This is a genomic window from Psychrobacter sp. T6-6, assembly GCF_052258185.1.
Classification (GTDB): domain Bacteria; phylum Pseudomonadota; class Gammaproteobacteria; order Pseudomonadales; family Moraxellaceae; genus Psychrobacter.
This window is the reverse complement of sequence record NZ_JBQQEX010000001.1, coordinates 688502-715481: the sequence shown is the minus strand read 5'-3', so window position 1 is coordinate 715481 and position 26980 is coordinate 688502. Positions and strand designations below refer to the sequence as shown.

The 26980-nt window shown below is 45.6% G+C and carries 21 protein-coding genes; 18 read left to right on the top strand and 3 right to left on the bottom strand.

What is annotated here, in order from left to right:
- Window positions 1-170: 170 nt before the first annotated feature.
- The 13 genes from ACTXGL_RS03065 to ACTXGL_RS03005 all read left to right on the top strand — a co-directional run bounded on the left by ACTXGL_RS03065 (window position 171) and on the right by ACTXGL_RS03005 (window position 16704).
- Window positions 171-839, top strand: a complete 669-nt coding sequence (locus tag ACTXGL_RS03065) for a NuoB/complex I 20 kDa subunit family protein (protein ID WP_443524778.1) — start codon at window positions 171-173, stop codon at window positions 837-839.
- Between the two features lie 107 nt (window positions 840-946).
- Complete coding sequence (gene nuoC / locus ACTXGL_RS03060) at window positions 947-2722, top strand: NADH-quinone oxidoreductase subunit C/D (RefSeq protein ID WP_443524776.1); 1776 nt, start codon at window positions 947-949, stop codon at window positions 2720-2722.
- A 152-nt stretch (window positions 2723-2874) separates the two neighbouring features.
- Window positions 2875-3384: an NADH-quinone oxidoreductase subunit NuoE gene (gene nuoE / locus ACTXGL_RS03055; protein WP_201555956.1), complete on the top strand. Its 510-nt coding sequence runs from the start codon at window positions 2875-2877 to the stop codon at window positions 3382-3384.
- The gene (nuoF, locus tag ACTXGL_RS03050) at window positions 3381-4805 is read left to right on the top strand and encodes an NADH-quinone oxidoreductase subunit NuoF (RefSeq protein ID WP_443524775.1); all 1425 of its coding nucleotides are present in this window, start codon (window positions 3381-3383) and stop codon (window positions 4803-4805) included. The genes nuoE and nuoF overlap by 4 nt, the downstream gene beginning before the upstream one ends.
- A gap of 10 nt (window positions 4806-4815) precedes the next feature.
- Entirely contained in the window at window positions 4816-7887 is a 3072-nt protein-coding gene (gene nuoG, locus ACTXGL_RS03045; RefSeq protein ID WP_443524773.1) for an NADH-quinone oxidoreductase subunit NuoG, read from the top strand.
- Window position 7888: 1 nt separating this feature from the next.
- Window positions 7889-8932, top strand: a complete 1044-nt coding sequence (gene nuoH / locus ACTXGL_RS03040; RefSeq protein ID WP_443524771.1) for an NADH-quinone oxidoreductase subunit NuoH — start codon at window positions 7889-7891, stop codon at window positions 8930-8932.
- A 68-nt stretch (window positions 8933-9000) separates the two neighbouring features.
- On the top strand, window positions 9001-9549 hold the full coding sequence (gene nuoI / locus ACTXGL_RS03035) for an NADH-quinone oxidoreductase subunit NuoI (protein WP_021813437.1): 549 nt from the start codon (window positions 9001-9003) through the stop codon (window positions 9547-9549).
- On the top strand, window positions 9546-10301 hold the full coding sequence (gene nuoJ / locus ACTXGL_RS03030; protein WP_443524770.1) for an NADH-quinone oxidoreductase subunit J: 756 nt from the start codon (window positions 9546-9548) through the stop codon (window positions 10299-10301). Before nuoI ends, nuoJ begins: the two co-directional genes overlap by 4 nt.
- Window positions 10302-10399: 98 nt before the next feature.
- Window positions 10400-10708 carry an NADH-quinone oxidoreductase subunit NuoK gene (gene nuoK, locus ACTXGL_RS03025; protein ID WP_443524846.1) on the top strand — a complete coding sequence of 103 codons (309 nt, stop codon included), beginning with the start codon at window positions 10400-10402 and terminating at the stop codon, window positions 10706-10708.
- 4 nt (window positions 10709-10712) lie between these two features.
- Window positions 10713-12587 (top strand): NADH-quinone oxidoreductase subunit L, encoded by a 1875-nt coding sequence (nuoL, locus tag ACTXGL_RS03020; protein ID WP_443524769.1) that lies wholly within the window; start codon window positions 10713-10715, stop codon window positions 12585-12587.
- Between the two features lie 3 nt (window positions 12588-12590).
- Window positions 12591-14216: an NADH-quinone oxidoreductase subunit M gene (gene nuoM, locus ACTXGL_RS03015; RefSeq protein ID WP_319049918.1), complete on the top strand. Its 1626-nt coding sequence runs from the start codon at window positions 12591-12593 to the stop codon at window positions 14214-14216.
- Between the two features lie 3 nt (window positions 14217-14219).
- The gene (locus ACTXGL_RS03010) at window positions 14220-15698 is read left to right on the top strand and encodes an NADH-quinone oxidoreductase subunit N (protein WP_443524768.1); all 1479 of its coding nucleotides are present in this window, start codon (window positions 14220-14222) and stop codon (window positions 15696-15698) included.
- A gap of 175 nt (window positions 15699-15873) precedes the next feature.
- A complete protein-coding gene (locus tag ACTXGL_RS03005) occupies window positions 15874-16704 on the top strand; it encodes a ferredoxin--NADP reductase (RefSeq protein ID WP_443524767.1) in 831 nt (276 codons plus the stop codon).
- A 90-nt stretch (window positions 16705-16794) separates the two neighbouring features.
- On the opposite strand, the gene ACTXGL_RS03000 is transcribed toward ACTXGL_RS03005, so the two are convergent.
- A complete protein-coding gene (locus tag ACTXGL_RS03000) occupies window positions 16795-17574 on the bottom strand; it encodes a hypothetical protein (protein WP_443524765.1) in 780 nt (259 codons plus the stop codon).
- Window positions 17575-18109: 535 nt separating this feature from the next.
- On the opposite strand from ACTXGL_RS03000, the gene ACTXGL_RS02995 reads away from it, so the two are divergent.
- The 3 genes from ACTXGL_RS02995 to ACTXGL_RS02985 all read left to right on the top strand — a co-directional run bounded on the left by ACTXGL_RS02995 (window position 18110) and on the right by ACTXGL_RS02985 (window position 21549).
- Window positions 18110-19417, top strand: coding sequence for an RNA-guided endonuclease InsQ/TnpB family protein (locus ACTXGL_RS02995; RefSeq protein ID WP_443524763.1), 1308 nt, complete (start codon window positions 18110-18112; stop codon window positions 19415-19417).
- Window positions 19418-19587: 170 nt separating this feature from the next.
- On the top strand, window positions 19588-20475 hold the full coding sequence (locus ACTXGL_RS02990; RefSeq protein ID WP_443524762.1) for an energy transducer TonB: 888 nt from the start codon (window positions 19588-19590) through the stop codon (window positions 20473-20475).
- Between the two features lie 198 nt (window positions 20476-20673).
- Window positions 20674-21549: a mechanosensitive ion channel family protein gene (locus ACTXGL_RS02985; RefSeq protein ID WP_443524761.1), complete on the top strand. Its 876-nt coding sequence runs from the start codon at window positions 20674-20676 to the stop codon at window positions 21547-21549.
- Between the two features lie 18 nt (window positions 21550-21567).
- Here ACTXGL_RS02985 and ybeY read toward each other — a convergent pair whose 3' ends face one another.
- Entirely contained in the window at window positions 21568-22212 is a 645-nt protein-coding gene (gene ybeY, locus ACTXGL_RS02980; protein WP_443524759.1) for an rRNA maturation RNase YbeY, read from the bottom strand.
- 350 nt (window positions 22213-22562) lie between these two features.
- Window positions 22563-23651, bottom strand: coding sequence for a PhoH family protein (locus tag ACTXGL_RS02975; protein WP_443524845.1), 1089 nt, complete (start codon window positions 23649-23651; stop codon window positions 22563-22565).
- Between the two features lie 588 nt (window positions 23652-24239).
- On the opposite strand from ACTXGL_RS02975, the gene ACTXGL_RS02970 reads away from it, so the two are divergent.
- Together ACTXGL_RS02970 and ACTXGL_RS02965 are read left to right on the top strand one after the other, a co-directional pair.
- Window positions 24240-25547, top strand: a complete 1308-nt coding sequence (locus ACTXGL_RS02970; RefSeq protein WP_443524757.1) for a UbiH/UbiF/VisC/COQ6 family ubiquinone biosynthesis hydroxylase — start codon at window positions 24240-24242, stop codon at window positions 25545-25547.
- A 166-nt stretch (window positions 25548-25713) separates the two neighbouring features.
- Window positions 25714-26973 (top strand): FAD-dependent monooxygenase, encoded by a 1260-nt coding sequence (locus ACTXGL_RS02965; RefSeq protein ID WP_443524756.1) that lies wholly within the window; start codon window positions 25714-25716, stop codon window positions 26971-26973.
- Window positions 26974-26980 lie beyond the last annotated feature (7 nt).

The window sequence follows — 26980 nt, the reverse complement described above, 5'->3', positions numbered from 1 at the left end:
TAGCTTGTAGCGTTTGTCACAATGGGCAGCAAGATATAATGATGGTAGTCGGTTTTATCAACGATCACCGATGATCAAGCATTTATGATTAGATACTCAATAATAAAAGTTATGGCGATAGCACAAGTAAGACGATTGCTACGCCAAACTTAATATGAAGGTTGTATGTTATGAAATACACATTAACAAAAGCCAACCCTGATGCAGATACCTATCCTGCACAGACCAGCCAAACGGTCAATGATCCTATCGAAGACGAAGTCAATAAAAACGTCTTTATGGGTCGCCTAGAAGATCTTGTTCATTCAACAGCAAACTGGGGGCGTAAGCACTCACTGTGGCCATTTAACTTTGGTACCTCTTGTTGTTATGTCGAATACGCCACTACCTTGACTGCGGTTCATGATTTGTCACGCTTTGGGGCAGAGGTTATCCGTGCGTCACCTCGTCAGGCCGATGTGATGATCGTCGCCGGTACCTGCTTCGTCAAGATGGCGCCTGTTATCCAGCGTCTCTATGAGCAGATGCTTGAGCCAAAATGGGTTATCTCTATGGGTGCCTGTGCCAACTCAGGCGGTATGTATGATATCTATTCAGTCGTACAAGGCGTGGATAAGATCATCCCTGTTGATGTCTATGTGCCAGGTTGTCCACCGCGCCCAGAAGCGTTGATTCAGGGTTTGATGTTACTGCAAGAATCCATCACTAAAGAGCGTCGTCCGTTAGGTGCTTATGTCAATGAGCAGGGTATCTATCAGCCGCAAATGACGCCTGAGCGTGACCGCAAGCAGGCTGATCGTATTGCTGTCAAAAACTTGCGCAGCCCAGACAGTATCTAAGTTCTAAACAGCATTTAGACTTGTAGCAATAGTTTCAATATTTTATGCGCTTATCATAGTTCGGTTATGATCAACATAGTTATGATTAATGAAGGAATACATCATTCATGGTCACGGTAGTCGAAAACACAGATCCTAGGATCAAGCCCGTCCCAGCAGTCATTACAGAGCTGGAGCAAAAGTACGCTGGTAAATTTGTTGTGCAGCACACTGTGGATGAGATCCCAACGGTTTGGGTGGCGCGTGCAGACTTATTAGACGTTCTCTTGTTCCTTCGCAAATTGCCCAAGCCCTATGTCATGCTATTTGATTTGTCGGCTATAGATGAGCGCTTGCGTCAGCATCGACAGGGTTTGCCTGACAGTGATTTTACCGTTTTTTACCATTTAATGTCGCTTGAGCGCAATAGTGATATACGTGTCAAAGTCGCACTGAGCGAAGACGATCTCAACGTGCCAAGCGCTACCAATATTTGGCCAAACGCCAACTGGTATGAGCGCGAAGTATGGGATATGTTCGGTATTGTCTTTAGCGGCCATCCGCATTTGACCCGTATTTTATTGCCAAAATACTGGGAAGGGCATCCACTGCGTAAAGAGTATCATGCACGTGCGACTGAGTTTACTCCGTATTTCTTGAACACGGCCAAGCAGCAATACGAGCAAGAAAACCTGCGTTTTGTCCCAGAAGAGTGGGGTATGAAGCGCTCAGGTCGCGATGAAGACTTTATGTTCTTGAACATCGGTCCTAACCATCCTTCTGCTCATGGTGCGTTTCGTTTGGTGCTACAGCTGGATGGCGAAGAAGTCGTTGATTGTATCCCTGATATCGGCTATCACCATCGCGGCGCCGAAAAGATGGCTGAGCGCCAAACGTGGCACTCATTCATTCCTTATACCGACCGTATTGATTATCTCGGCGGTGTAATGAATGAGCTGCCGTATATCATGTCGGTTGAAAAGCTTGCAGGAATTACGGTTCCACCTCGCGCCGAAACTATCCGTGTGATGATGAGTGAGTTTTTCCGAATCACCAACAACTTACTATACGTTGGTACGTTCATTCAGGATGCGGGTGGTATGACGCCTGTATTCTATATGTTTACCGATCGCCAAAAAGCCTATGACGTCATCGAAGCCGTGACAGGTTATCGTATGCATCCTGCTTGGTTCCGTATCGGTGGTACGGCGGCTGACTTGCCACGTGGTTGGCAGCGTTTGGTTCGTGAGTTCTTAGATTGGATGCCAAAACGCTTGGATGAGTATGTCAAAGCAGCATTACAGAACAGCGTACTCAAAGGCCGTACCCAAGGCGTCGCTCAATACAATGCCAAGCAAGCGTTGGCTTGGGGTGTGACAGGTGCGGGACTGCGTGCGACTGGTGTGGACTTTGATTTGCGTAAAGCACGTCCGTACATGGGCTATGAAAATTACGATTTTGAAGTACCCGTTGGTTACAACGGTGATGCGTATGATCGCTGTATGGTAAAAGTTGAAGAGATGCGCCAGTCATTACGTATCATTCGTCAATGTATGGACAACATGCCACAAGGCCCTTACAAAGCGGATCATCCACTCGCTGTACCACCGCCAAAAGACCGTACGCTCAATGATATTGAGACATTGATTAACCACTTCATCTCAGTATCTTGGGGTCCTGTGATGCCAGCGGGTGAGTGTACGACAATCGTCGAGGCGACCAAAGGTCTGAACAGTTATTACATCACCTCAGACAAAGCTACGATGAGCTATCGTACGCGTATTCGCACGCCAACATTTGCGCATATACAACAGATGCCATCGGTTATTAATGGGTCGCTCGTTTCTGACGCCATTATGTATCTGGCATCGATAGATATTGTGATGGCAGATTGTGATCGTTAAAGGTGCCAGTAAGTCTTAAAGAATAGTTGTTTATCAATATATTATTGCCTGATGGCACACCAAAATGCTGTTACTTGTCGATATAACACAGTTGCAATCAGACTGATATTGTCTAGTGATAGAGCAGGATGAGTGAGGAAAGATAGAAGATTATGAAAATTGTTTCCGACAAAATGCCAAAAGTAGATGTAGAGAGCATCCTCACCACTGAGGAAATTGCTGCCATTCATGAGTTTATGCATCATTATCCGCAAGCGCGTGCCGCCTCACTAGATGCACTCAAAATCGTGCAAAAGCGTAACGGCTGGGTTGATGACGCACAAGCGAATGCCATTGCCAATATTCTAGACATTCCGATGTCAGATATGGATGGGGTAGCGACTTTCTTTAACCGTATATATCGTCAGCCTGTTGGTCGTCATGTCATTCTCATTTGTGACTCTGTGGCGTGTTACTTGACAGGTTACGAGGCGCTATCAGCTGAGATTAGATCGCAGCTAGGTATTGAATATGGTCAGACGACTGCTGATGGTCGATTTACGTTACTACCAATTTGCTGCTTAGGAAACTGCGACAAAGGTCCTGCAGTACTGATTGACGAAGATACTTACGGCCCTGTCCAACCCTCCGAGGTCGCGCAACTATTGGAGATATACGCATGAGTTTAACGATTTCAGAGCAGATTGCTCGTCGCGGTCAAGGTCAAGCACCAAGCCAGCTAAATGCACAGCGTGTTCCAATCTATGGCGATAAAGCCACAGCGACTAGCGAAACTAAGCCATTAACGTGGCGTCTAGCGCACCATGACGCTGTGCTTGATTTGTCCACTTATGAATCTCTAAAAGGCTTTTCGGGTCTAAAAGAAGCGCTATCTAAATCGCCCAAAGACGTCGGCAATATGATTAAAGCTGCCAATGTGCGAGGTCGCGGCGGTGCAGGTTTTAACGCGGGTCTGAAATGGTCATTTATGTCACCGCCAGACGGTTTACCGCGCTACCTCATCTGTAATGCTGATGAGATGGAGCCAGGTACATTTAAAGACCGTTTGCTCATGGAGTGCTTACCGTTTCAGCTTATCGAAGGTATGCTCATTACTGCCCATGCTATCGGCGCGACTGACGGTTATATCTTTATTCGCGGTGAATATATCTTAGCGGCTGAGCGTTTGGTCGCTGCTATCGAAGAGTGCTTAGCCAATAATCTCATGGGCGATAACATTCTAGGTTCAGATTTTAGCTTTAACTTGCATGTGCATACGGGCGCTGGACGTTATATCTGCGGTGAAGAAACCGCACTGATTAACTGTCTAGAAGGCCGCCGTGCCAATCCACGTACCAAACCACCATTTCCACAAATATCTGGTGCATGGGGTCGACCAACTGTCGTCAATAACGTTGAAACGCTTTGCAATATGCCAGCGATTTTGAACCACGGCGTCGAGTGGTATCAGTCGTTATCTGAAATCAAAGGCAAAAGTAAAACGCCAGGCACCAAACTATTTGGCTGCTCAGGTTTAGTTAATGATCCAGGCCTATGGGAATTACCGTTTGGTTATACAGCTCGCGAAATCATTGAAGAGTTGGCGGGCGGTATGAAAGATGGTAAAACGCTGAAGGCTTGGCTACCGGGCGGTGCCTCGACTGACTTTTTGACCGCAGAACATTTGGATGTGGTGGTAGATTTTGACACCATTCAAAATGCGGGTAGCCGTATGGGTACAGGTCTGATTATGGTTGTTGATGAAGCACAAGACATGGTGCCGCTACTGCGTAATCTTGAAATTTTCTTTCAACGCGAATCTTGCGGTTGGTGTACACCATGCCGTGATGGTCTGCCTTGGGGCGTCAAACTGCTCACTGCCATCAATGATGGTGAAGGGCAAGTGGGCGATGTCGAAAAACTAGAAGGCCTGACGCGTGACTTATGGATTGGTAAGACATTCTGTGCGCATGCCCCAGGGGCGATGGAGCCACTAATGAGTGCGATTAAATATTTCCGTCCAGAGTTTGATCAAAAAATCGCGCAGGCGGTTGGTGTCGATGTTATTGATGCGGCAGCCAACCAACAGCCAGTAGCGAAATAAGGAGAGCGGCATGGCAGTCATACATATTGATGGAACCACTGTCGAAGTAGATAGCAGCGACAACTTACTACAAGCCTGCTTATCACTCGGCATTGATGTGCCGTATTTTTGTTATCACCCAGCCCTTGGCTCAGTAGGCTCGTGCCGTCAGTGCGCGGTCAAGCAATTCCAAAATAAAGATGACATGGAAGCGGGCAAAGGTCGTTTAGTGATGTCCTGTATGGTCGCTCCTGGCGATGATATGTACATCTCGGTCACTGATGATGAAGCCAAAGCATTCCGTAAGTCGATGGTTGAGCTACTCATGACCAACCATCCACATGACTGTCCAACTTGTGAAGAAGGTGGACATTGTCATTTGCAGGACATGACCTATATGTCAGGTCATAGCCGTCGTCGCTATCGCTTTACCAAACGCACGCACCACAACCAAGAACTTGGTCCATTCATCGCGCATGAGATGAACCGTTGTATCGCTTGCTATCGCTGTGTACGTTTTTATAAAGACTACGCGGGCGGCGAAGATTTGGGTGTTTATGGCTCAAACAATCGTGTTTATTTTGGCCGTGATAAAGACGGTCAGTTTGAAAGCGAATTTTCAGGTAACTTGACTGAAGTCTGCCCAACCGGTGTGTTTACTGATAAAACCCACTCCGATCGCTACAATCGTAAGTGGGACATGCAGTATGCGCCTAGCATCTGTCATGGCTGCTCAGCAGGTTGTAATATCTCGCCAGGTGAGCGTTATGGTGAATTGCGCCGTATCGAAAACCGCTATAACGGTGAGGTGAACCGTTACTTCTTATGTGACCGTGGTCGCTTTGGTTACGGCTACGTCAACCGCGCGGATCGTCCAACGCAAGCGCTTGAACGTATCAATGATAAGCATGTCAAAATCAATATCGACTATGCACTTGATGAAACCATCAAACGTATCAAAGATAAAAAAGTCATTGGTATTGGCTCACCGCGTGCCAGTCTAGAGACTAACTTTGCGTTAAAAAACCTCGTTGGCTTTGATAACTTTTCGACCGGTCTGAATCATCAGCAGCAGGCATTAGTCAATAAGTGTATCGAAGTGCTAAGAACCGAAGGTATCTATAACCCTAGCATGACCGATATCGAAACGCATGATGCGGTGCTCGTATTAGGTGAAGATATCACGCAAACTTCATCACGTGTCGCGCTGTCAGTACGTCAAGCGGCAAAAAATGAAGGTTTGAAAATGGCGGCGGCGCTGCAAACGCAACCTTGGCTTGCAGAACCTGTTAAGCGTATCGCTCAAGATGCGCTAAGCCCAGTCTATGTCATCGATGTAACGCAAACTAAGCTAGAAGATATCAGTAAAGTGAGTGTGGTGGCGACTCCCGAAGATATTATTAAACTTGGCTTTAAGGTTGCTGATGAGATTGCAAACCTTGCTGACGACCTGGCAGGAATAGCAGATCCGCAAGCGGCTGAGCAAGATGCCAGTATCGATACTGACGGTATGCAGGCATTGGCGCAGCAAATCGCTTATGACTTGATCCAAGCCGATAAGCCATTGGTTGTGTCAGGTAGTAGCCTGTCTTCTACCGCATTGATAGAAGCAGCGGCACAGATTACCCAAGCATTGACCCAAAAACGTGAGGCAATCAAAGCCACTGAGCAACAGCAGGTTGACGCCCATAATGCCAAAGTAAATGCAGCTCAAGCAGAAGCTGCTGATGATCAGCCTGAAGAAGATAAAGAGCTGTCAGCCAAACCGAACAAGCCTGAAACAGGTGTGGATACAGAAGTACAGGACGATATAGAACGCGAACCTGCTGAAAACCTTGAGCTGAAAGAAGTTAATACTAAATACCAAGCGCAAGCAGGTATTTACTTAACGGTTCCTGATGCCAATAGTATGGGTGTCTGTATGCTTGGTGGTCACTCGGTTGAAGAGTTACTTGCCACTGATTATGATGTGGTCGTGGTTGCAGAAAACCAGCTAACAGATGCTATCGATGCTACTAAGTTGACACAACTATTGACGGATAAGACGGTCATTGCGTTAGATCACCAGCTGCTTGATTGGCATAAAGACGTCGATATCGTATTGCCAGCGGCTAGCTTTGCAGAGGCGGATGGTACCCTAATATCTGCTGAAGGTCGTGCGCAACGCTTCTTCCAAGTTTATGATAATGAATACTACCATCCAATGAGTAGTATCAAAGAAGGCTGGCGCTGGATACATGCTGTCCACAGCAGCATTGAAGGTCGTGATGTTGACTGGACGCAATTAGATGACGTGATTAACGCTCTGATCGCAACGCACCCTAAACTTGCGGGTATCAAAGGTGCTGCGCCTGAAGCGGACTACCGTATTACCGGTCTTAAGATTGCGCGTCAGCCGCGTCGTTACTCAGGTCGTACCGCCATGCGTGCACCGATATCAGTACATGAGCCGATGCAGCCAAAAGATTTGGACACAGGTTTAACGTTCTCAATGGAAGGCTATAGCGGTAAAGAAACACCAAGCTCGATGATTCCTTTTGCCAGTGCAGCAGGGTGGAACTCACCGCAAGCGTGGAACAAATACCAAGATAAAGTCGGTGGCCATCTGAAAAATGGCGATCCAGGGGTGCGCTTGTTTGATTATTTAGAGCGCTTAGCGACGCGTCAGTACGTTGCGCCAGAGACTATGTCTGCAAACACCACTGATTTACAACAAGGCCAAGCCAAGCTGGTGCCGATCCATAACATCTATGCCAGCTCAATGATGGCGTCACGTAGTCCGCTCGTCGCAGAGCAACTACCTATTGCCACATGGCGTATCAGTATTGATGATGCCAAAGACTGGAATATCGCTACTGGTGACTACTTAGCGATTGAGATTGATAAGCAGCAAATTACTTTGCCAGTACAGTTGGTTGGTTATCTAGCAGAAGGCTGCATCGGCTATCCAGTCGGGCAGGTGAGTATCATTCACCCGACAATGCCAGCGTCGGTACGTAAAGTGGATGCACCAGTAACGATGATGGGTAGCATGGCTAACGATATGAATAACAATGTGGCTGTGCATATGAGCGCAGCACCGATCACGACACAGGAGGTGTAATATGCAAGTGACCCGTATTATCCCTGATGTGCCAAGATTTTTGGCCAATAGCATAAGCTTTGATGCTTGGTCTATTTTGTTTTTGGTAGGTCAATCGCTAGTTATCTTTTTAGTTGTGGTACTGGTTGCTGCAATGATGATTGTCTATGAGCGTCGCATGCTAGCCTTATGGCAAGACCGTTACGGTCCAAACCGCGTTGGTCCTTTTGGCTCATTGCAGCTCATTGCAGATATGCTCAAAATCTTCTTTAAAGAAGATTGGACGCCAAAATTTACCGATAAGTTTATGTTCACGTTGGCGCCTGCGGTTGCCATGTTTACCGCATTGGCCTCATTTGCCATTATTCCTATCTCGCCGACATTGGGCGTGGTTGATTGGGATATTGGTATTTTGTTTTTCTTTGCCATGGCAGGTATTGCGGTCTATGCTGTGATGTTCGGTGGTTGGGCATCTGCTAATAAATTCTCACTGCTTGGTGGTCTACGCTCTGCTGCACAGACCATCAGTTACGAAGTTTTTTTGGGCTTATCATTAATGGGTGTGGTGGCGCTGACAGGTTCATTTAACCTGCGCGCCATTGTTGAGTCACAAGCGGACGGCTGGTACATCATTCCGCAGTTTTTTGGCTTTTTGACCTTTGTGGTCGCTGGTGTGGCGGTAACGCACAGACATCCATTTGACCAACCAGAAGCCGAGCAAGAGCTTGCCGAAGGCTACCATGTCGAATATTCGGGCATGAAATTCGGTATGTTCTTCATTGGCGAGTATGTCAACGTTGTCTTGATTTCTGCCTTGATGACCTGTTTATTCTTTGGTGGTTGGCTGGCACCTTTTAATTTAGATATTCCATTTATTCCACCAGCTTTTTGGTTCATGATTAAAACGCTGTTCTTTATGACATTGTTTGTTTTGGCTCGAGGCTCACTCATGCGTCCGCGTTATGATCAGGTGATGAACTTTGGCTGGAAAGTATGTCTGCCCGTAACCTTGATCAATCTATTGATTACGGCTGCGGTCATTTTGATCTTTTCCCCAACGTTATAGTCATTACTAGTAGCCATCACTAGCCATCATTGATGAACTAGGGTAAAGCTGATAAGGATAATAATCCCATGTTTACTACCATAAAAAAGACCGTCATTGGTATATTTACCATTGTCCGCAGCATGTGGATGGTCAACAGTCATGCGCTTAGACCGCGTGACACCATTCTTTATCCTGAAGAACCGGTACCTGTGCCGCCACGTTTTCGTGGACGTATTGTCCTGACGCGTGATCCCGATGGAGACGAGCGCTGTGTCGCTTGCAACTTATGTGCTGTGGCCTGTCCGGTAGGCTGTATCTCATTACAAAAAGCCGAGCGCGACGATGGACGCTGGTATCCAGAGTTTTTCCGTATTAACTTTTCGCGCTGTATTTTTTGTGGACTATGTGAAGAGGCTTGTCCAACGACAGCCATCCAAATGACCCCAGATTTTGAATTGGGTGAATATAAGCGCCAAGATTTGGTCTATGAAAAAGAGCATTTGCTTATTTCAGGACCAGGTAAATACCCTGATTATAACTATTATCGTGTGACAGGTATGGCGGTAGCGGACAAACCAAAAGGCGCCGCGCAAAATGAAGCGGCACCGATTGATCTAAGGAGCTTGCTACCATGATGAATATTTTGAACCATCCTGAACTGGCTGGGTTTTATTCACTGGCGGCAGTGGCTATATTTGCCAGTTTGCGCGTCGTGACTCAGGCCAATCCAGTGCATGCTATTTTATCGATGATTGTGTCGTTATTGGCTATCGCAGGGATATTCTTTGTGTTAGGTGCGCCATTTGCTGGTGCGCTAGAGATTGTCGTCTATGCTGGTGCCATTATGGTGCTATTCGTCTTCGTTATCATGATGCTCAATTTGGGTATGAGTAATGACGAGCGCGAAGAGCGTTGGCTCGATGCGGGCACTTGGGCGATACCAACAGGATTGACGCTGATTATCGCAGTCGTGCTATACGCAATGATCGGTCTTAATCACGATGATGCAGTCATGATGGGCGGCACAACAATCTCTGCCAAAGCAGTGGGTACAGTATTATTTACCAAATACATTATGCTGGTTGAAGTGGCTGCATTGCTACTCTTGGCGGCACTGGTTGCAGCCTATCATTTGGGTAAAGAATCGATCGATGAAGAGATCGTTGGTAACGATAGCCAAGACTTTCAGCCGAGCGTGGGTAGTATTGAGTTGTACGATAATGACAGCACCCACACAGAGCATGACGCCGTACAAATGGCTAAGCCTTACGAATATAAAGATGTTGACCCGCATGACTACGTAGGCATGAAGGTTGATACGAAGGTAGGCATGAAAACAGGCAGTCAAGTAGGTGCGAACAAAGTCACGCGCAAGGAGTCAGACTAATGGTACTAGCAGCAAGCGTGGCACAAGATGTGTCAAACGTGCCGTTTGCCCACGAGGTGGCAGGCTTAGTACAGCCAGTTGCCGAGGCGCAGAACGTACTGGGTATGATACCCATGAGCAATGGATTGATTTTGGCAGGAATTTTATTTGCTATTGGTCTGTGCGGCGTCATGGTACGACGTAACTTTCTATTTATGCTCATGAGCCTTGAGATCATGATGAATGCGGCGGCATTGGCATTTGTAGTGGCGGGGAGTCGCTGGGTCGATCCAGACGGACAGATTATGTTTATCTTTATTTTGACCTTGGCTGCGGCCGAGGCGTCAATTGGTCTGGCAATATTATTGCGTTTTTATCATCAGCGTGGGCATCTCGATGTCGATAGCGCCAATGAGATGAAAGGATGATGTCATGAGTTTATTACCATTAACCTTTATATTTCCGCTCATTGGCTTTTTGATTCTAGCCTTTATGCGTGACAAATTATCAGAGACGGTCGCAGCGATTGTTGGCGTAGGTAGCATGCTGTTATCAGCACTATGCACGCTGGTGGTTAGCTATACCTTTTTGACCACCAATCCAGCAGGAACGGTCGTACAGGTTCCGCTGTGGACATGGTTCCAAGTGGGCGACTTTGCGCCAAACTTTGGATTGAGCTTTGATGGTCTTGCATTGACCATGACGGGCGTTATCACTGGCATTGGCTTTTTGATTCATCTATTTGCTTCTTGGTACATGAAAGGCGACACTGGGTTTGCCCGTTTTTTTAGCTATATGAATTTGTTCGTGGCTAGTATGTTGTTACTGGTGCTAGCAGACGACTTGTTTTTGCTTTATCTCGGTTGGGAAGGCGTGGGTATCTGCTCGTATCTATTGATTGGTTATTATTACCACGATAGAGCCAATGGTCTTGCGGCAATGAAAGCCTTTACCGTCACACGTGTCGGTGATGTGTTCTTAGCTTTTGGTTTGTTTTTATTATTCCGCGAGTTCGGTACGCTCAATATTCAAGAAATTATTACGCGTGCGCCGGAAGTGTTTGATATTAACAATCCAACGATGATGTTAACGACCATGATGTTGGTTGGCGGCGCGATGGGTAAATCAGCGCAGCTTCCACTACATACATGGCTTGCTGATGCGATGGCAGGTCCAACACCTGTATCAGCACTTATTCACGCTGCGACGATGGTAACGGCAGGGGTTTATCTGATTGCACGCTTGCATCCATTGTTCGAGCTGACACCAGGTATCTTATTGTACTGGGTTGGCGGCGTGGGTGCATTGACGCTGGTCGTTGCTGGATTCTGTGCACTTGCGCAAACAGACATCAAACGTATCCTTGCGTATTCAACTATGAGTCAAATCGGCTATATGTTTTTGGCGCTTGGTGTGGGTGCATGGCAAGGGGCAATCTTCCATCTAATGACCCATGCTTTTTTCAAAGCATTACTGTTCTTATCGTCAGGTGCGGTCATCCTTGCCGTACATCATGAGCAAGACATCTTTAAGATGGGCGGCCTGCGCAAAAAGATTCCATTGGTATTTTGGTGTTATCTCGTCGGTGGCGGTGCACTTGCTGCCATACCTTGGGTTACCGTTGGCTTTTATTCTAAAGAAGCGATTCTTTGGGAGACGTATGCGACGGGTCATTTAGTCTTATTCTATATGGGTGTATTCGGTGCTTTCTTAACCGCAATTTATACGTTCCGTATGATTTGGATTATATTCTTTGGTGAAGAAAAAACCCATGCCCATAAGCTATCAGGCGTATCGTACTGGTTGCCTTTGACGGTGTTGCTCGTGCTATCTACCGCTGTTGGTGCGTGGATTACACCGCCATTAGATGGCGTATTGCCAGAGAGCGTTGGTCATCTATTAGAAGTCGCAGGTGATGCACATGCCAAGCACACTGCAGAGTATATTGCGATGGGTGCGATGGCGGCAGGTTTGATATTGGCGGCACTATTATACGTCGTCAATAAAGGTCGTATGCTGACCAGCTTTAAACGCTCACGTATCGGCGGGGCGCTATATCACTGGTGTTACCACGGCCTAGGCTTTGATGCGCTGTATGATGTAATTTTTGTAAAACCCTTTTTGTTCATCGGCCGCTTACTTAAAGCCGACCCTATCGATAAAATGTGGTTAACATTACCTAAGCTGGCTTCAGTAGGTAACAAAGTATTGTCTGCGACGCAAACAGGGTCACTTCGAGGTTATGCTACAAGCTTTGGCTTGGGTATGGCTGTATTGCTGGTGCTGGTAATGATGACGGTGGTGTAAAAGATGATTGAGTTACAACAAACGTGGATGCTACCAGCATTAATCGCAATTCCCTTTATTGCAGGGTTGCTATGCTGGTTGGTAGAGCGATTTAATAAACGTCTGCCGCGCTGGATTGCCTTAATTGGTATGACATTGACCTTTGCGTTGTCATTGGTACTTTGGCAGCAGGGCGATTTTAGCGGTATGAGCAAGCAGGTCATTGCACCAGATGCGGCGGTGCCTTGGGTCGCTGAGTTCAGTGTGCCATGGATACCAAGCTTTGGTATTAGTTTCCATTTAGCATTAGATGGTTTGTCATTGATGATGGTGGCCTTAACAGGGTTGCTTGGTGTGGCAGCCGTTGCTTGTTCGTGGAATGAGATTCAACGCCGCGTTGGCTTTTTCCACCTGAACTTGCTATGGAGTTTGGGCGGCGTTATTGGTGTTTTCTTAGCCATTGACCTATTCTTATTCTTCTTCTTTTGGGAGATGATGCTGGTTCCGATCTACTTCTTGATCGCGATTTGGGGTCATGATGTGGTTGGCAAAACCAAAGAATATGCGGCTACCAAGTTCTTTATCTATACCCAAGCGTCTGGGCTTATCATGCTCATCGGTATTTTGGTATTGGTCATTATCAGCTACGCCCAAAAAGGGGTAGTGAGCTTTAACTATAATGATTTGCTCGGTACGTCTCTTGGCGGCTGGGAATACCCAATCATGCTGTGCTTCTTTATCGGCTTTGCGGTGAAGCTGCCAATTATTCCTTTCCACGGTTGGTTACCCGATGCGCATGCGCAGGCGCCAACAGCTGGTTCAGTAGATTTGGCAGGTGTTTTGATTAAAACTGCTGCGTATGGTTTGATTCGTTTTGTGTTGCCATTATTTCCAGTAGCGTCACAAGAGTTTGCACCGATAGCAATTACCTTGGGTACGATCGGTATCTTCTATGGCGCGTGGCTCGCCTTTATGCAGACCGATATGAAGCGTTTGCTCGCGTATACCAGTATCTCGCACATGGGTTTTGTGGTACTAGCAATTTATGCAGGCACGTTACTCAGCTTACAAGGTCTGATGATTCAGATGCTCGCGCACGGTCTTAGCTCAGCGGCATTATTCATTATGGCAGGACAGCTATACGAGCGTCTGCATACTCGTGATTTGACATTGATGGGTGGTATGTGGGGTCAGTTCCGTTACTACGCACCGATCCTGATGTTCTTCTGCGCTGCGTTATTGGGTATTCCAGGGACAGGTAATTTCATTGGCGAGTTCATGATTTTATTTGGCTCATTTGCTCAGTACCCTGTGTTTGTGGTGTTTGCAACATTCAGCTTGGTATTAGCGGGTCTGTACTCACTTATTTTGATTCATCGCGCTTTATTTGGTGAAAACAACATCGCCGCATTGGCAGAGCGAGAAACCAAGTCACATGGTCTACCTGTTCGTAAACTAAAAGATCTTGGCAAACGTGAGTTGTCACTACTACTAATGCTGGCGGCTGGTCTGGTATGGCTTGGACTATATCCACAGCCATTCCTTGATACGTCAAGTCATGCGATGCAGTGGATCAACAACGCATATATATACAGTCAAGTGACGCAGGTAGATGCATCGCAATTGCTTGATGTAATGGAGGCACGTTAAGTCATGAATGAGATTAAGATAAATGATTTGATAGGATTATTGCCTTACGCGCCGATCATTGCCGTGGTCATTACGGTACTCGTGGTGATGATTGCCCTCACTGTTAAACGCTCTCATATGGTCACTGGTACGATTACGGTGGTCGGTTTAAACATCGGTCTATTTACCTTATTAGGGCAAATGGCTGGTCTGATCGAGAGCGGTGCTATTGCGCCAAATGCTGAGCAGTTATTTGTTATTGATAACTTCGCTCAGTTTAATATGGTAGTGATTTTTGTCTGTGCCTTGGCTTGCTGTACGTTATCGTATGCATACCTCGCCAACCTCAAAGACAATAAAGAAGAGCTGTACTTGCTCATGTTGCTAGCGACCACTGGTGCACTACTAATGGTAAGCGCGCAGCACATGGCATCGTTCTTTATGAGTCTAGAGATGCTATCAGTACCGCTATATGGGATGCTGGCTTACACGTATATGCGTAACCAGTCGCTTGAGTCAGGACTGAAATATTTGGTGCTATCGGCGACCGCATCAGCGACGCTGCTGATGGGTATGGCCTTTATCTATGCAGAAGTAGGCTCGCTGGCATTTAAACCAATCAACATGGTACTGGGTAATTTATTTGAGTCGCCACTATTGATATTGGGCGCGGCGATGATGATGTTTGGTATCGCGTTTAAGCTCTCTGCAGCTCCCTTTCACATGTGGACACCCGATGTGTATGAAGGGGCGCCAGCACCTATCGCTACTTTCCTAGCATCTGTATCAAAAGTTGCCATGATGGCGCTAGCGGTTCGCTTCTTGATCGATACGGCATTATTAGCACTACCATCAGTACAAATGCTACTAATGGTAATGGCTACCTTGTCTATTTTAGTAGGTAACCTACTGGCAGTACGTCAAACCAGTCTCAAGCGTCTGCTCGGTTATTCTTCTATTGCCCATATGGGTTACGTGATGATCGTTATCGTCAGTATTGGCTCAGCTGCTGATAGTATCTCTAGTATGTATATGGCAGTTTATGCCTTTACCTCTATTGGTGCCTTTGGTGTTGTGACGTTGATGTCGAGTCCATACCGCTTATCTGGTGAAGCTGACGAGCTGACTCATTATCAGGGGTTATTCTGGCGTCGTCCAGTACTGACTGCTGTGATGACTATCATGATGTTGTCATTGGCTGGTATTCCACTAACGGCAGGCTTTATCACCAAGCTATTTGCTATCTTGGCTGCTGTACAAGGAACCAATTGGTTCTTGGCTGCGATGATTATTTTGGGTAGTGCGATTGGTCTATTCTACTACTTGCGCGTTTTACTCACGCTGTTCAAACGTCCTAAGCAGTTCATTGAGTTTGATGTCTCTGGACAATGGGGTATTCGTACCGGTGGTATCATGGTCATTGCAGTGACAGCGATTATTCTGTTCTTTGGTATCTTGCCGAACAGCATGATTGAGTGGGCAAGCTTGGCTCGTATTTGGTAGTATCAAGATTGAACAGTAGATAACCTTATCTACTGTTACGGTTAAAAAACCAAGATGCGCCCGCTTTATGATAAGCTTGGCGCATCTTTTTTTGCCTGCCTTCGCTTGCTGTTACTTACCTGGCGAGGGTCTCTGATAAAAATACAGCTTAACAAAGTATGAGTGACGAATAATTATGAGTGATAATATTCAAACGGTAACGGTACTTAGTAAGACTACCTGGACGCCCAATCTATTTAGTTTTACCGTCAGCCGTCCTGAAAGTTTTAAGTTCACAGCAGGGCAGTTTGTACGCTTAGGGGTCAATCCTAGTCAACTAAAATATTACCAAGAGCAGAATGACGCAAAGGATGCTGCTACCGATGCGGCATTGAATGAAGATATATTCCGTGCATATTCGATTGTGTCTTCGCCGTTTGATGAGGTACTAGAGTTTTTCTCTATTGTGATACCTGATGGTGCCTTTACATCGCAGTTGCAGCATTTACAAGTAGGCGATGAGCTCTTGCTTAACACCATGCCATTTGGGTTTTTGACGTTAGCACGTTATCAAAAACCTTTACCAAAGGATTTATGGTTACTTGCCACAGGTACGGGCCTTGCGCCATTTTTATCGATGCTACAAGATCTAAAGACGTGGGAAGACTACGAGCATATCGTACTGGCTTATAGCGCACGTTCTATAGAGGAGCTTGCTTACGTTGAGCAGATTGAGCGTTTGCAAGAAGACTTTGGCACGCTAGTTGATAACCCAGCAAAACTTATCTTTATCCCTATTGTCACAAGAGAGCCTGTCGAAGGGGCACTGTCAGAGCGTTTGCCTAAGTTATTGTTAGAGGGTACGTTACAAGCGAGTGCAGGGATCGATTTAGATATTGATACGACTCATGTCATGCTATGCGGAAACCCAGATATGGTAGAAGATACCAAGGAGACATTAAAGACATTAGGACTGGTGATGAATCGGCGCGGAGAAGGCAATATCGCTGTCGAAAACTACTGGTAGTCCTTCCCACAAAAAAACGCTGTATCTTCAAGGTTGTTAGCCCTTAGATACAGCGTTTTTTTTATGTATTGAGATCTTACCTTTAGCCTACTATTCTTGGCTAGGTTCCGTCGCATCGTCTATAGGATTTATCGGGCCTTGCATGATTTGAGGCTCGTCATCATCACCGATAATATCTTCGTTGTTTGTTGAGGCTAGCAGGTCACGATAGTTGATTTGAGCTTTCAAAACCATCTGATCTTCTTCGAGCTTACCGTAATTTACCTGCACCTTGTACAAAGCACCCATGATCTTTTTGTTGTTTTTTAGCCAGCGATTGATATCGAGGTAAATGACCTCGTCTTTTGGTCGCGCGATATTGACGTAAGAAAGGATAAAGCCCAGCGGGTCTTTTTTGAGGACACTATGATAAAACCAGATAGCAAGCTTGACGCCTTGGCGTTTGATAAAAGACTCACAGCGTAGGTTCAGTATGTCGGTATAGGTTTGTTGACCAAATACAAAGCGCTGAACGTTGCGATCAAGCTGTACATGGATCAAGCTAAAGTTACTGGCGATCTCAGCATATATACCGCCTGCATCAACCGTACAGTAAAGACGAAACCAGTCATTATGCATCTCAACACGTAGCTCTAGTATCGCTTTTACATTGTCAGTCACAAAACTTTGTAGCGCATCATTGACGTAGGTTTGTGCGATGGGTAAGGATATCTCGTCTTCGAGCTTTTCTGTGGTTCTGTTATAGATGTCTCGAACCGACTGGGCAATGCGATCCCAACCGTTGCCGAGTGACTCGTCAAAACGATAGCCGATATTCTCAAAGAACTCGTCAAAATTGTCTGAATTGTTTACGTTATCAAAGTCACTCAAACTTATTATCCTTACAATTATAGGGCTTATCATTCGATGGTTGGTACACAGCGTACTGGTATCAGGTATAAACAAAAACCTTGTATCAGATACCAGTAGACAATGATTTTGCACCGAATAATAGGGTGCTTAGCGTCACAGTGCTAAAACAGTATATAACAAATACAGTGGCTTCAAAATGGACACATGCGTTTTATGACAATTCATTTGATATCACAAGCCTTATATCTGTTTTATCATGACTTTGAGAGTGTGATTATTATTGAAATTAATATGGCTTATTGCTTGAACTGACAGTATTCAGTGAGAACGGTATCCAATGACAATAGTATCAAATGATAAGGTCAAAGAAATACCAGTGATGGTTAAGCTAGCGACATAATTCTATAAAAAAAGCGAAAAAGGACTCCACCCGGCATTAGGGTGTAGGTGAGTTTCGCTTAGTGTTTATTATATATGCATAAAAATTATATACTGAAATAAGCTATAATAAATTGCACAACTGACATTAAAATAAATAAAATGAATTGGTATTATGAAAATCAACAAAGCGTATAAATTTAGGCTTGAGCCTAATGCAGAGCAGGAGATTATTTTAAATAATCTTGTCGGTTCTGCACGTTTTGTCTGGAATCAAATGCTAGCGATCTCATTTGAGATGTTTGCTGAAGATGAGTTTATCAATGCCACCAACCTTGTTAATAAAATCATGGATCTAAAGAATAATCCTGATTTCGAGTTCTTAAAAACCCATTCTAATGCCGTCTCTTTACAACAAAAAGTACGTGATCTGGCATCGGCTTGGTCGCGTTTCTTTGATCCTAAAGCACATGCCAGATTAAAAGAAAATAAAAAGAAACCAAGAAAACCCAAGTTTTTTAAACTGGCGGATGGCACAGAGATTCAACGACGACCATTGATGCCACAATTTAAGCGCAAATCCGATGGCTGCGACTCAATTCGCTTGGTGCAGTTTGACAAATACTGCCGTGTTGAGGGCAATCGAGTAAAACTGCCTAATGGTGTGGGCCTAGTGACGTTTAGGAAATCGCAAGACATTATTGGCACGATTAAAAACGTCACCATCAGCAAAAAGTCAGGGCACTGGTACGTGTCGTTTGGCACAGAGCGCAAACTGACTGAGAACCCTCGTCACCCCTCTAAAAGCGCCATTGGCCTGGATATGGGTATCAGCAAACTACTGATCACTTCAAATGGTGATGTCATCAAACCGAAAAACAGTTTTAAAACTAATCAACTCAAACTTGCCAAATTGCAACGAGGACTGGCAAAGAAAGTAAAATTCAGTGAGAACTGGAAAAAGCAAAACCGCAAGATTCAAAAGCTCCACAGCCACATTGCCAATATTCGCCATGACTACTTGCATAAAATCACTACCCGCATCAGCAAAAACCACGCCATGATCGCTTGTGAGGACTTAAAAGTAGCCAATATGTCGAGATCAGCTAGTGGTACGGTGGAGAATAAAGGTCGTCAGGTCAAAGCCAAGTCAGGATTGAATAAATCCATCCTAGATCAAGGCTGGGGCATGATGGTCAATATGCTTGAGTACAAGCAGCAATGGCAAGGCGGCTTACTGATTAAGGTAAATCCACGCTACACCAGTCAGACCTGTTTTAAATGCAAGCATATCGCCAAGGAAAACAGACAAACTCAGTCTAAATTTGAGTGCGTCAAATGTAGGTATGTTGCGAACGCAGATATTAATGCGGCTCGTAATATATTAGCGGCAGGACATGCCGTATTGTCTGCGGAGGGAGGATGCAGTAAAGGTCGCCCGTTGAAACAGAAAACTTGCGATTTTCGTGAGAAGGTCGCCTAAGAGCATCTGCTTTTAGAATCCCCCACTTGAGCTTCGCGAAAGTGGTGGGAGTATGTCAAGTCATGTTATGATAGCGCCAACATATATCGTGCCTGTCGTTATAGTGCTCGTATCGTACTCATTGCGAAGTGCGGTTGCTGATACGCGGCATTCATAAGCTGAGACCTACTGTGGCCTATATCAAAGACTCACAAAGCTATCATTTTTCAGCGCAACCTCCAAAGCGTGATGTGAGCTTACCTGTGGCAGTCGTTATTGCGGTCGCTATACACGTGTTGATTATTTTTGGTATCAGCTTTTCAATGGGTAAAGACCCTGCAGCAATGATGCAAGATGTCGCAAAGGCATTGACCGATAATATGCAACCAAATGAAGACGCTCAATTTATTGCCAATGCCTCACAAGTAGGGGGTGGCACCGTAGAAGAGCAGCTTAGACAAGAGAACGACCAAATAAGCCCATTATCTGCTGCGCAAATGAGCGAGACGCAAGACGTCATTAATTTACAGCGTCAAGTACGACAGCAGCGCTATCAAGAGAGCTATCTGCGCACCACGTTGAGTTGGCGGCAGGCGAGCGTAGAGTCGGATAATGACAGTAAACAAGCACAAGACGACCTAATGGCACAAGAGGAGCGTCTGCGTAAGCAAATTGCTACCTTGGAGGCACAGTTGTCTCAGCGTCAGCAAGTCTATGCGACCAAATCCAAAGTGGTGACGATGGATAGTAATTCGACCACGCGCGGGGCGGCAGCAGATTATATCAATACTTTTCGTGAACACGTCGAGCGCGTCGGTAACTTGCATTATCCTGTGCAAGCGCGGGCGCAAGGTATCACAGGCGAAGTACGGCTGATGGTTATCATCAGTAGCAATGGCAATATTAAGGCTATTCGCCTTCTTGAAAGCTCAAACTCGACGATACTGGATGAAGCGGCCAAGCAATCAGTCAGGCAGGCAGCACCCTTTGGACCATTTACCAAAGATATGCGTGATATCGTTGAGCTGCGCCTGATACGTACTTATCGCTATAGCGACACAGTAGACGTCACGTACTAAGGCTAGAGAAAGTAAGTAACACGATAAGCGAACATAAAATAGCAATGAATGCGTCATACTATTTTGGTAGAAATCACTGCTTGGCGAAAATCATTGTTTGACCAAAATCACCGTTTAACGATGATCATTGCAAATAAGATTATTGCCAGTAACAAATACCCAAACTTATAACACACCGCTATAAAATAAAGAGTCAGTATGGAATTTTTAGGTTTTACCATAGATATTGCCGAACTCACCAGCCATGCCTTAGAAATTGTCATTAAGGTTGCTTTAGCAATAATTATATTCATTGTGGGACGTTGGCTTGCCAAAAAGGCAGTCGCGTTTTCTGATCGTCTAATGGCGCGCAGCCATCTGGACGCGACGGTCGCCAGCTTTTTAAGTCGTCTTCTATACGGTTTGCTACTAGTCGTGGTGGTCTTAGCTGCCCTCAGCAAAGTTGGCGTGCAAACCACATCGGTCGTTGCTATTTTGGGTGGTGCTGCGGTTGCCGTTGGTCTGTCATTAAAGGATCAGCTGTCAAACTTCGCTGCTGGGATTATGATTGTGACGTTTCGCCCGTTTGTGCGCGGTGATTATGTGCAGATCAGTAGCTATACGGGTACAGTGACAGAGATTAGCTTGGTCAATACTCATCTAACGACGATCAATAATCACGATATCATTATCCCAAATAGTGACATCACAACATCACCAGTAGTGAACTATACTGCATTGCCCAATCGCCGTGTCGATATCACAGTTGGTATTGGCTATGATGCTGATATCAAAACAGCCAAAGATCTGATGCTAAGCCTAGCCAGAAACAACCCGCTGTCTTTTACCGACCCTGAGCCCATTGTACGAGTGACCAATCTAGGCGACAACTCAGTTGATTTGACACTGAACGTCTGGACCACCAACGATGACTGGTGGTCGATGCAGTGCCAATTGCTTGAACAATTCAAGCACGCACTAGATGATGAGAAGATTGAAATTCCATTCCCGCAGCGTAGCGTCCATGTCAAAGGTTTGGATCATATGATCAATCAAATGGGTCAAGCACAGAAGCTACCATTGGCTAAAGACTAATTGATAAAAACAGCTGTGTTAGATATAAGGATTTGGAAGGTTTAGACTTGCCAAAATCTCAATTTCAAAGTATTCCATCTCCTCTTGCTCAGCTTGTCCAAGCTCATGATCAAACCCTAGTAAATGCAGCATACCGTGCACCAATAGATGGCTAATGTGCTGTGCTAGGGTTTTGTCTTGCTCTTGCGCCTCACGCACCATTACTTCATGACAGATAATAAGCTCACCAAGAGGCAACGTTGGCATTAATTGTATAATAGCAGCAGGCAACTCACTTGGATAAGACAAAATATTGGTCGCGTAGTCTTTACCACGTGCTTCTAAATTTAGAGCGCGTCCCTCAATATCATCAGTAATATATAAGTCCAATGCTTTAGATTTTTCTTGCCACAGCTCGGTATCTATATCCGAAAAATAAGGTAACGTCAGACCTTTACCGACACGCTCATCGATATAATCCAAAGCTGCTTTCATCACAGACAGTAAATGAGTACGATCATAAAACGTATCCAATACCTCATCACTGATGCTATCGGCTGCATTGATATCAAGTGCTGCGAGTTCCGCATCATGACTCATAGCATTACTAGCAATATCAGTATCATCGATATAGATGTTATCAACATTGGCACCATCAATATTAGTATTGTCATATTGGCTCATATCATTATCCTTTTTATTGTATATGGTCGCATGTAAACAGCTGCACTATATTTTAGACGATATTTTAAATATAGTGCTATTCAAGATAGTGCTATTCAAGATAGTGGCATCTGAAATAGCAATATTGCTAGAGAGACGCGTTAGTTAGTGCTTCACTCATCTAATTGGCTTATTATTGACCACACCATGAAGGCGACTACCGCTAAGTTGTGAGCAGGCAATGGTTAAAAAGTGAGACTACATTTAGAGCAGGCTAAACCTATACAAAATTAAGTAATGCATGGTAAGAAAAAACCGGACTACCCTGAGTAATCCGGTCTTTGTTCAAAACAAGCTTTTGAAAAATATCTTTATAGTTTGGCAGCCACGTTAGCCACAGCTTGTCTACGCTCTTGCTCTTTAATGCGTTCAAACTTACGCTTTTCTTCTAGAGCCATTTGCTCTTCATCGAACACGTCATAAGCTTCAACGATCTGTTGTACCAACTGATGGCGTACTACATCTTTTGAGTCAAACTTGGTGATATGAATCTCTTCGATGTCTTTTAAGATATCCATCGCTTGTGCCAAACCTGATTTATGACCGCGTGGCAAATCGACCTGAGTGATGTCACCAGTAATCACCGCACGTGAGCCAAAGCCGAGACGCGTCAAAAACATTTTCATCTGTTCAGGCGTTGTGTTCTGTGCTTCATCCAAAATGACAAATGAGTTATTGAGCGTACGACCACGCATATAGGCGAGCGGCGCGATCTCGATAATTTGACGCTCGATCATTTTACCGACTTTCTCAAAACCTATCATCTCATAAAGCGCGTCATATAACGGGCGCAAATACGGATCAATCTTTTGCGTCAAATCACCTGGCAAGAAACCCAATTTTTCACCGGCTTCTACGGCTGGGCGTACGAGCAAGATACGCTCGATCTCGTTGCGCTCAATCATATCCACCGCACAAGCGACCGCAAGATAGGTCTTACCAGTACCAGCAGGCCCGATACCGAACGACACATCAGAGCTCAAGACGTTTTTTACATAGCGCTGCTGGTTGCCACCGCGCGGAATGATACGGCCTTTACGTGTGCGTAAGCTGATGGGCGTAAACTCGCTTGCCTCATCTAAATCGTCTCCATCTTCGATATCATTATCATCGTCCTCATTATCCATATCTTCATCGCGTGAGATGCTCGATTGGATCATCAGGTGCAGCTCTTCTGCGCTGATATCTTTAGTGTTTTGGGCTTCATCTACCATTTTGTAGATGATACGCTCACCGCGTTCAACAGCGGTCACATCGCCACTCAAACAAAAATCACCTTGGCGTTGCATGATTTTGATATCGAGGCGTTCTTGAATATATTTCATGTGGTTATTGTATTCACCTAGCACGGTTTTGAGCTGTGCTGGCGTTAGAGATTCAAACTTTATACGGCGGCTCATGGTATCAGTCAAGCGATTATCCTTGTATTGTGTGCCCGGCGCTATAGTCTAGCGTTGCATGCGTCACGGGTTTCAGAGATAAAATAGTTAGTAGCGTTGTTGTGTTTTAAGTGATAAGTGTTTCAAATGACAAATGGTTTTTAGATGGTCAGGGTAACGGTAATTTTGTTATTGATGTTGTGGAAAATAATAAATAAAAGTCTTGCCTTCATTATGGTAGAGAATTTTTAAAATTCAAGCCATACATTGAGTAGATAGCGTTGTTTTTGTATGTGGATTGCAATATCGGTACAGGCAACCTTTATCAACTGTTTTAGGTTGAACCAAAGTACAGATTAATCTAGGTTTCTTTGGCTTTATGGATCTTTTTTTTGTGATTATAAACCTTGTGCTTGAGGGGAGTAGATAAACGATTTGTCTACGGTTTAGCTCACGGCATAATAAAGAATCTGTGGTAATCTATGAACGATATTACAGCGCTTTACGATTGAGTCAAAAGCGGCCTTTATCAGATAAAGGTTATCCAATAAAACGGCTATCAATCACTAAAGATAGGCAAGCTCAAAAATTATAATAGGAACAATAACGATGCAAGAGACTGATTCACATTTATCTAATTCTAAAAACGGGTCTAATAACAAGAAGGCAATTACCGAGCAGCAAGTGCTTATCGTTGGTGGCGGTCACGTGGGTCTGTCCTTTGCCTTACTATTGGCGAATCACGGCATCGCTAGCACATTACTAGAAAAAAACTGCTATCCAACGATCAGTCCGACCGATGACCGTACGCGCAGTCATTATTTGGACAGTCGCAATACAGCGTTGTCACGACGCACGGTACAGATCTATCAAGAGATTGGACTGTGGGATGACCTGCAAAGCCATGCGTGCCGAATTGATAGCGTGCAAATTAGTGAGCAAGGTAGCTTTGGTCGCGCGCAGCTGAATAAAGCGGAAGAGAAAGTAGAGTCTTTTGGACAAGTGATTGAGAACGCGTGGCTTGGACGTAAGCTTTTATTAGCCGCGCAGCAGTCGCCACTCGTTACTTTGATTGATAATGCCAGTGTCAATGCAGTAACCCAACAAGTAGATGGTGTGACGCTGAGCTTTAGTGATGAAAGCAATGCGGAACACGAGCAGCAACTACAAGCCAGCGTATTAGTCGCTTGTGATGGACGAGATTCTACGGTACGTCCACTATTGAATATTGGCACCACGACCTATGACTATCAGCAAACGGCTATCGTTGGCGTGGTAGAGACGGATAAGCCGCACGAGCATGTCGCAATTGAGCGTTTTAGCCCAGCAGGTCCACTGGCTGTACTGCCGCTGACGGATCCAGAGGGCGATGGCAATGACGGATATCAACAAGGCTATAGACGATCTGTGGTATGGGTATGTCCAACAGGCGAAGAAAACAAATATCTAGAAGACGATGCGCATTTCTTGCAGACGTTACAGCAGGCATTTGGGCAGCGCGCGGGCACGTTTGTCGCTGCTGGTCGCCGCGGCGCGTATCCATTGTCTCGCGTATTAGCAGACAAGCAAGTCGAGGGTCGCTGCGTGATTATGGGCAATGCCGCTCACACTTTGCATCCTGTCGCGGGTCAAGGGTTCAATTTGTGTATGCGAGATGCCCATGTATTGGCGCAAATGATGAGTTCACAAGTGCTCAAAGGCGAAGACATCGGTAATGCACAATTACTACAGCGTTATGAAAAAGCACGTCAGACCGATCAAAAACGAGTGATTCGCTTTTGTGATGCCGTAGTACATGGCTTTACCCATCCCAATTTAGCTATTAAGCTGGCACGAAATATGGCATTGTTGGCCTTTGATAAATTGCCAAATATCAAGCCATTGATTGCGACCTACGCGATGGGTTTAAAGTCATAGCGCTATAGTTAATCCTCTTTAAAAGAGTGACAGCGTTAACCTCGCTTGAAGTATTGCCTATACATCTGCACTCGGTTGCCTTGTCTCTCTTTTGAACTGAATCAACTATATGTAATTGAGACTGATAATAAGCATTCTAATATCGAGCAATATTGAGAGACACCTTATGAGAAACAATCATACCCTAATTATCGGTGGCGGTATCGTTGGCGCGACGCTTGCGCTAAAGCTAGCACAGGATAAAATGCCAGTGACCTTGGTTGATGCCTGTCCTGCGCGCGATGAGTCAGCGTGGCAAGCGGTGCTGAGCAAACGTGACGCGCGTGTCTATGCGCTCAGTCTGGCGAGTATTAACCTGCTCAAAGAGATTGGCGCGTGGCAACACATTGCCATCTCCAAGCGTAAAGCGGATTACTCACAGATGCAGGTATGGCAACTCAACGGCATGGGCGAGCTATTATTTGGTAATAGCCATGACCAAAGCGCTGCGCCTGAGATACTCGGTAGTATGGTGGAGCCCGCGGTTATTGAACACGCCTTATGGCAGCGTTTGCATGAAGCGGATATCAGCGAGTATCTGACGGTTATCGCTGGGCACAAAGTTGTCAATATGGACTGGCTAGGTGCGCAGCAAGGCTACCGTGTGACGTTAGATAATGGTACAGCGATTGATGCGCGTCTCTTGGTTGGGGCTGATGGGCGTGGCTCATTTGTCCGCCAGCAAGCAGGGATTGGGGTCGATACGCTTGATTATAATCAAACCGCGATTTGCTGTGCGATTCAGACCGAAAAGCCACATCAAGCGACTGCTCGTCAAGCCATGTTGCCGACTGGCACGCTAGCGCTCTTGCCGTTAGCGGATATCACTGAGACTGATAAATCAAACCCGCAACATTGGCAATCGATCGTATGGACATTGCCGCGCAATCAGGCATTGGCATTGATAGCAGAAGACGACCGCTTTATCGCGGACAAACTTGCGGCTGCGAGCCATTACGAGCTGGGTGCTATCACGCAGATTGAGTCCATTGCTAGTTTTCCTTTAGCAGCACAGCAAGCAAAGAGTTATGTGGCTGATAACTTGGTACTCATTGGCGATGCCGCTCATGGCGTACATCCACTGGCAGGCCAAGGGTTGAACCTCGGTATGCTCGATGTAAAAGTATTGTGTGAGCAGCTAGCGCATGACTTTACCCGTAGTGGTGGCACGCTGTGGGGCAGCAACCAAACACTGCGTCATTATGAACGTTCGCGTCGTCCGCATAATAGCCTGATGATGCATAGCTTCTCGGCACTCAACTGGTTGTTTGCAGGGTCGCTTGCCCAAGTGCGCCCTGTACAGCAGATCCGTAATGAAGGCATGTACCGCGTCGGCAAAATCAAGCCATTGATGCGCTTGTTTGCGAAGCAGGCGAGTGGGGTTTAGGATTTGA

What these genes read in the sequence shown, in the direction of transcription:
- ACTXGL_RS03065 (WP_443524778.1), top strand. Translation starts at nt 171, where the DNA reads ATGAAATACACATTAACAAAAGCCAACCCTGATGCAGATACCTATCCT.
- nuoC (WP_443524776.1), top strand. Translation starts at nt 947, where the DNA reads ATGGTCACGGTAGTCGAAAACACAGATCCTAGGATCAAGCCCGTCCCA.
- nuoE (WP_201555956.1), top strand. Translation starts at nt 2,875, where the DNA reads ATGAAAATTGTTTCCGACAAAATGCCAAAAGTAGATGTAGAGAGCATC.
- nuoF (WP_443524775.1), top strand. Translation starts at nt 3,381, where the DNA reads ATGAGTTTAACGATTTCAGAGCAGATTGCTCGTCGCGGTCAAGGTCAA.
- nuoG (WP_443524773.1), top strand. Translation starts at nt 4,816, where the DNA reads ATGGCAGTCATACATATTGATGGAACCACTGTCGAAGTAGATAGCAGC.
- nuoH (WP_443524771.1), top strand. Translation starts at nt 7,889, where the DNA reads ATGCAAGTGACCCGTATTATCCCTGATGTGCCAAGATTTTTGGCCAAT.
- nuoI (WP_021813437.1), top strand. Translation starts at nt 9,001, where the DNA reads ATGTTTACTACCATAAAAAAGACCGTCATTGGTATATTTACCATTGTC.
- nuoJ (WP_443524770.1), top strand. Translation starts at nt 9,546, where the DNA reads ATGATGAATATTTTGAACCATCCTGAACTGGCTGGGTTTTATTCACTG.
- nuoL (WP_443524769.1), top strand. Translation starts at nt 10,713, where the DNA reads ATGAGTTTATTACCATTAACCTTTATATTTCCGCTCATTGGCTTTTTG.
- nuoM (WP_319049918.1), top strand. Translation starts at nt 12,591, where the DNA reads ATGATTGAGTTACAACAAACGTGGATGCTACCAGCATTAATCGCAATT.
- ACTXGL_RS03010 (WP_443524768.1), top strand. Translation starts at nt 14,220, where the DNA reads ATGAATGAGATTAAGATAAATGATTTGATAGGATTATTGCCTTACGCG.
- ACTXGL_RS03005 (WP_443524767.1), top strand. Translation starts at nt 15,874, where the DNA reads ATGAGTGATAATATTCAAACGGTAACGGTACTTAGTAAGACTACCTGG.
- ACTXGL_RS02995 (WP_443524763.1), top strand. Translation starts at nt 18,110, where the DNA reads ATGAAAATCAACAAAGCGTATAAATTTAGGCTTGAGCCTAATGCAGAG.
- ACTXGL_RS02985 (WP_443524761.1), top strand. Translation starts at nt 20,674, where the DNA reads ATGGAATTTTTAGGTTTTACCATAGATATTGCCGAACTCACCAGCCAT.
- ybeY (WP_443524759.1), bottom strand. Translation starts at nt 22,212, where the DNA reads ATGAGCCAATATGACAATACTAATATTGATGGTGCCAATGTTGATAAC.
- ACTXGL_RS02975 (WP_443524845.1), bottom strand. Translation starts at nt 23,651, where the DNA reads ATGAGCCGCCGTATAAAGTTTGAATCTCTAACGCCAGCACAGCTCAAA.
- ACTXGL_RS02970 (WP_443524757.1), top strand. Translation starts at nt 24,240, where the DNA reads ATGCAAGAGACTGATTCACATTTATCTAATTCTAAAAACGGGTCTAAT.
- ACTXGL_RS02965 (WP_443524756.1), top strand. Translation starts at nt 25,714, where the DNA reads ATGAGAAACAATCATACCCTAATTATCGGTGGCGGTATCGTTGGCGCG.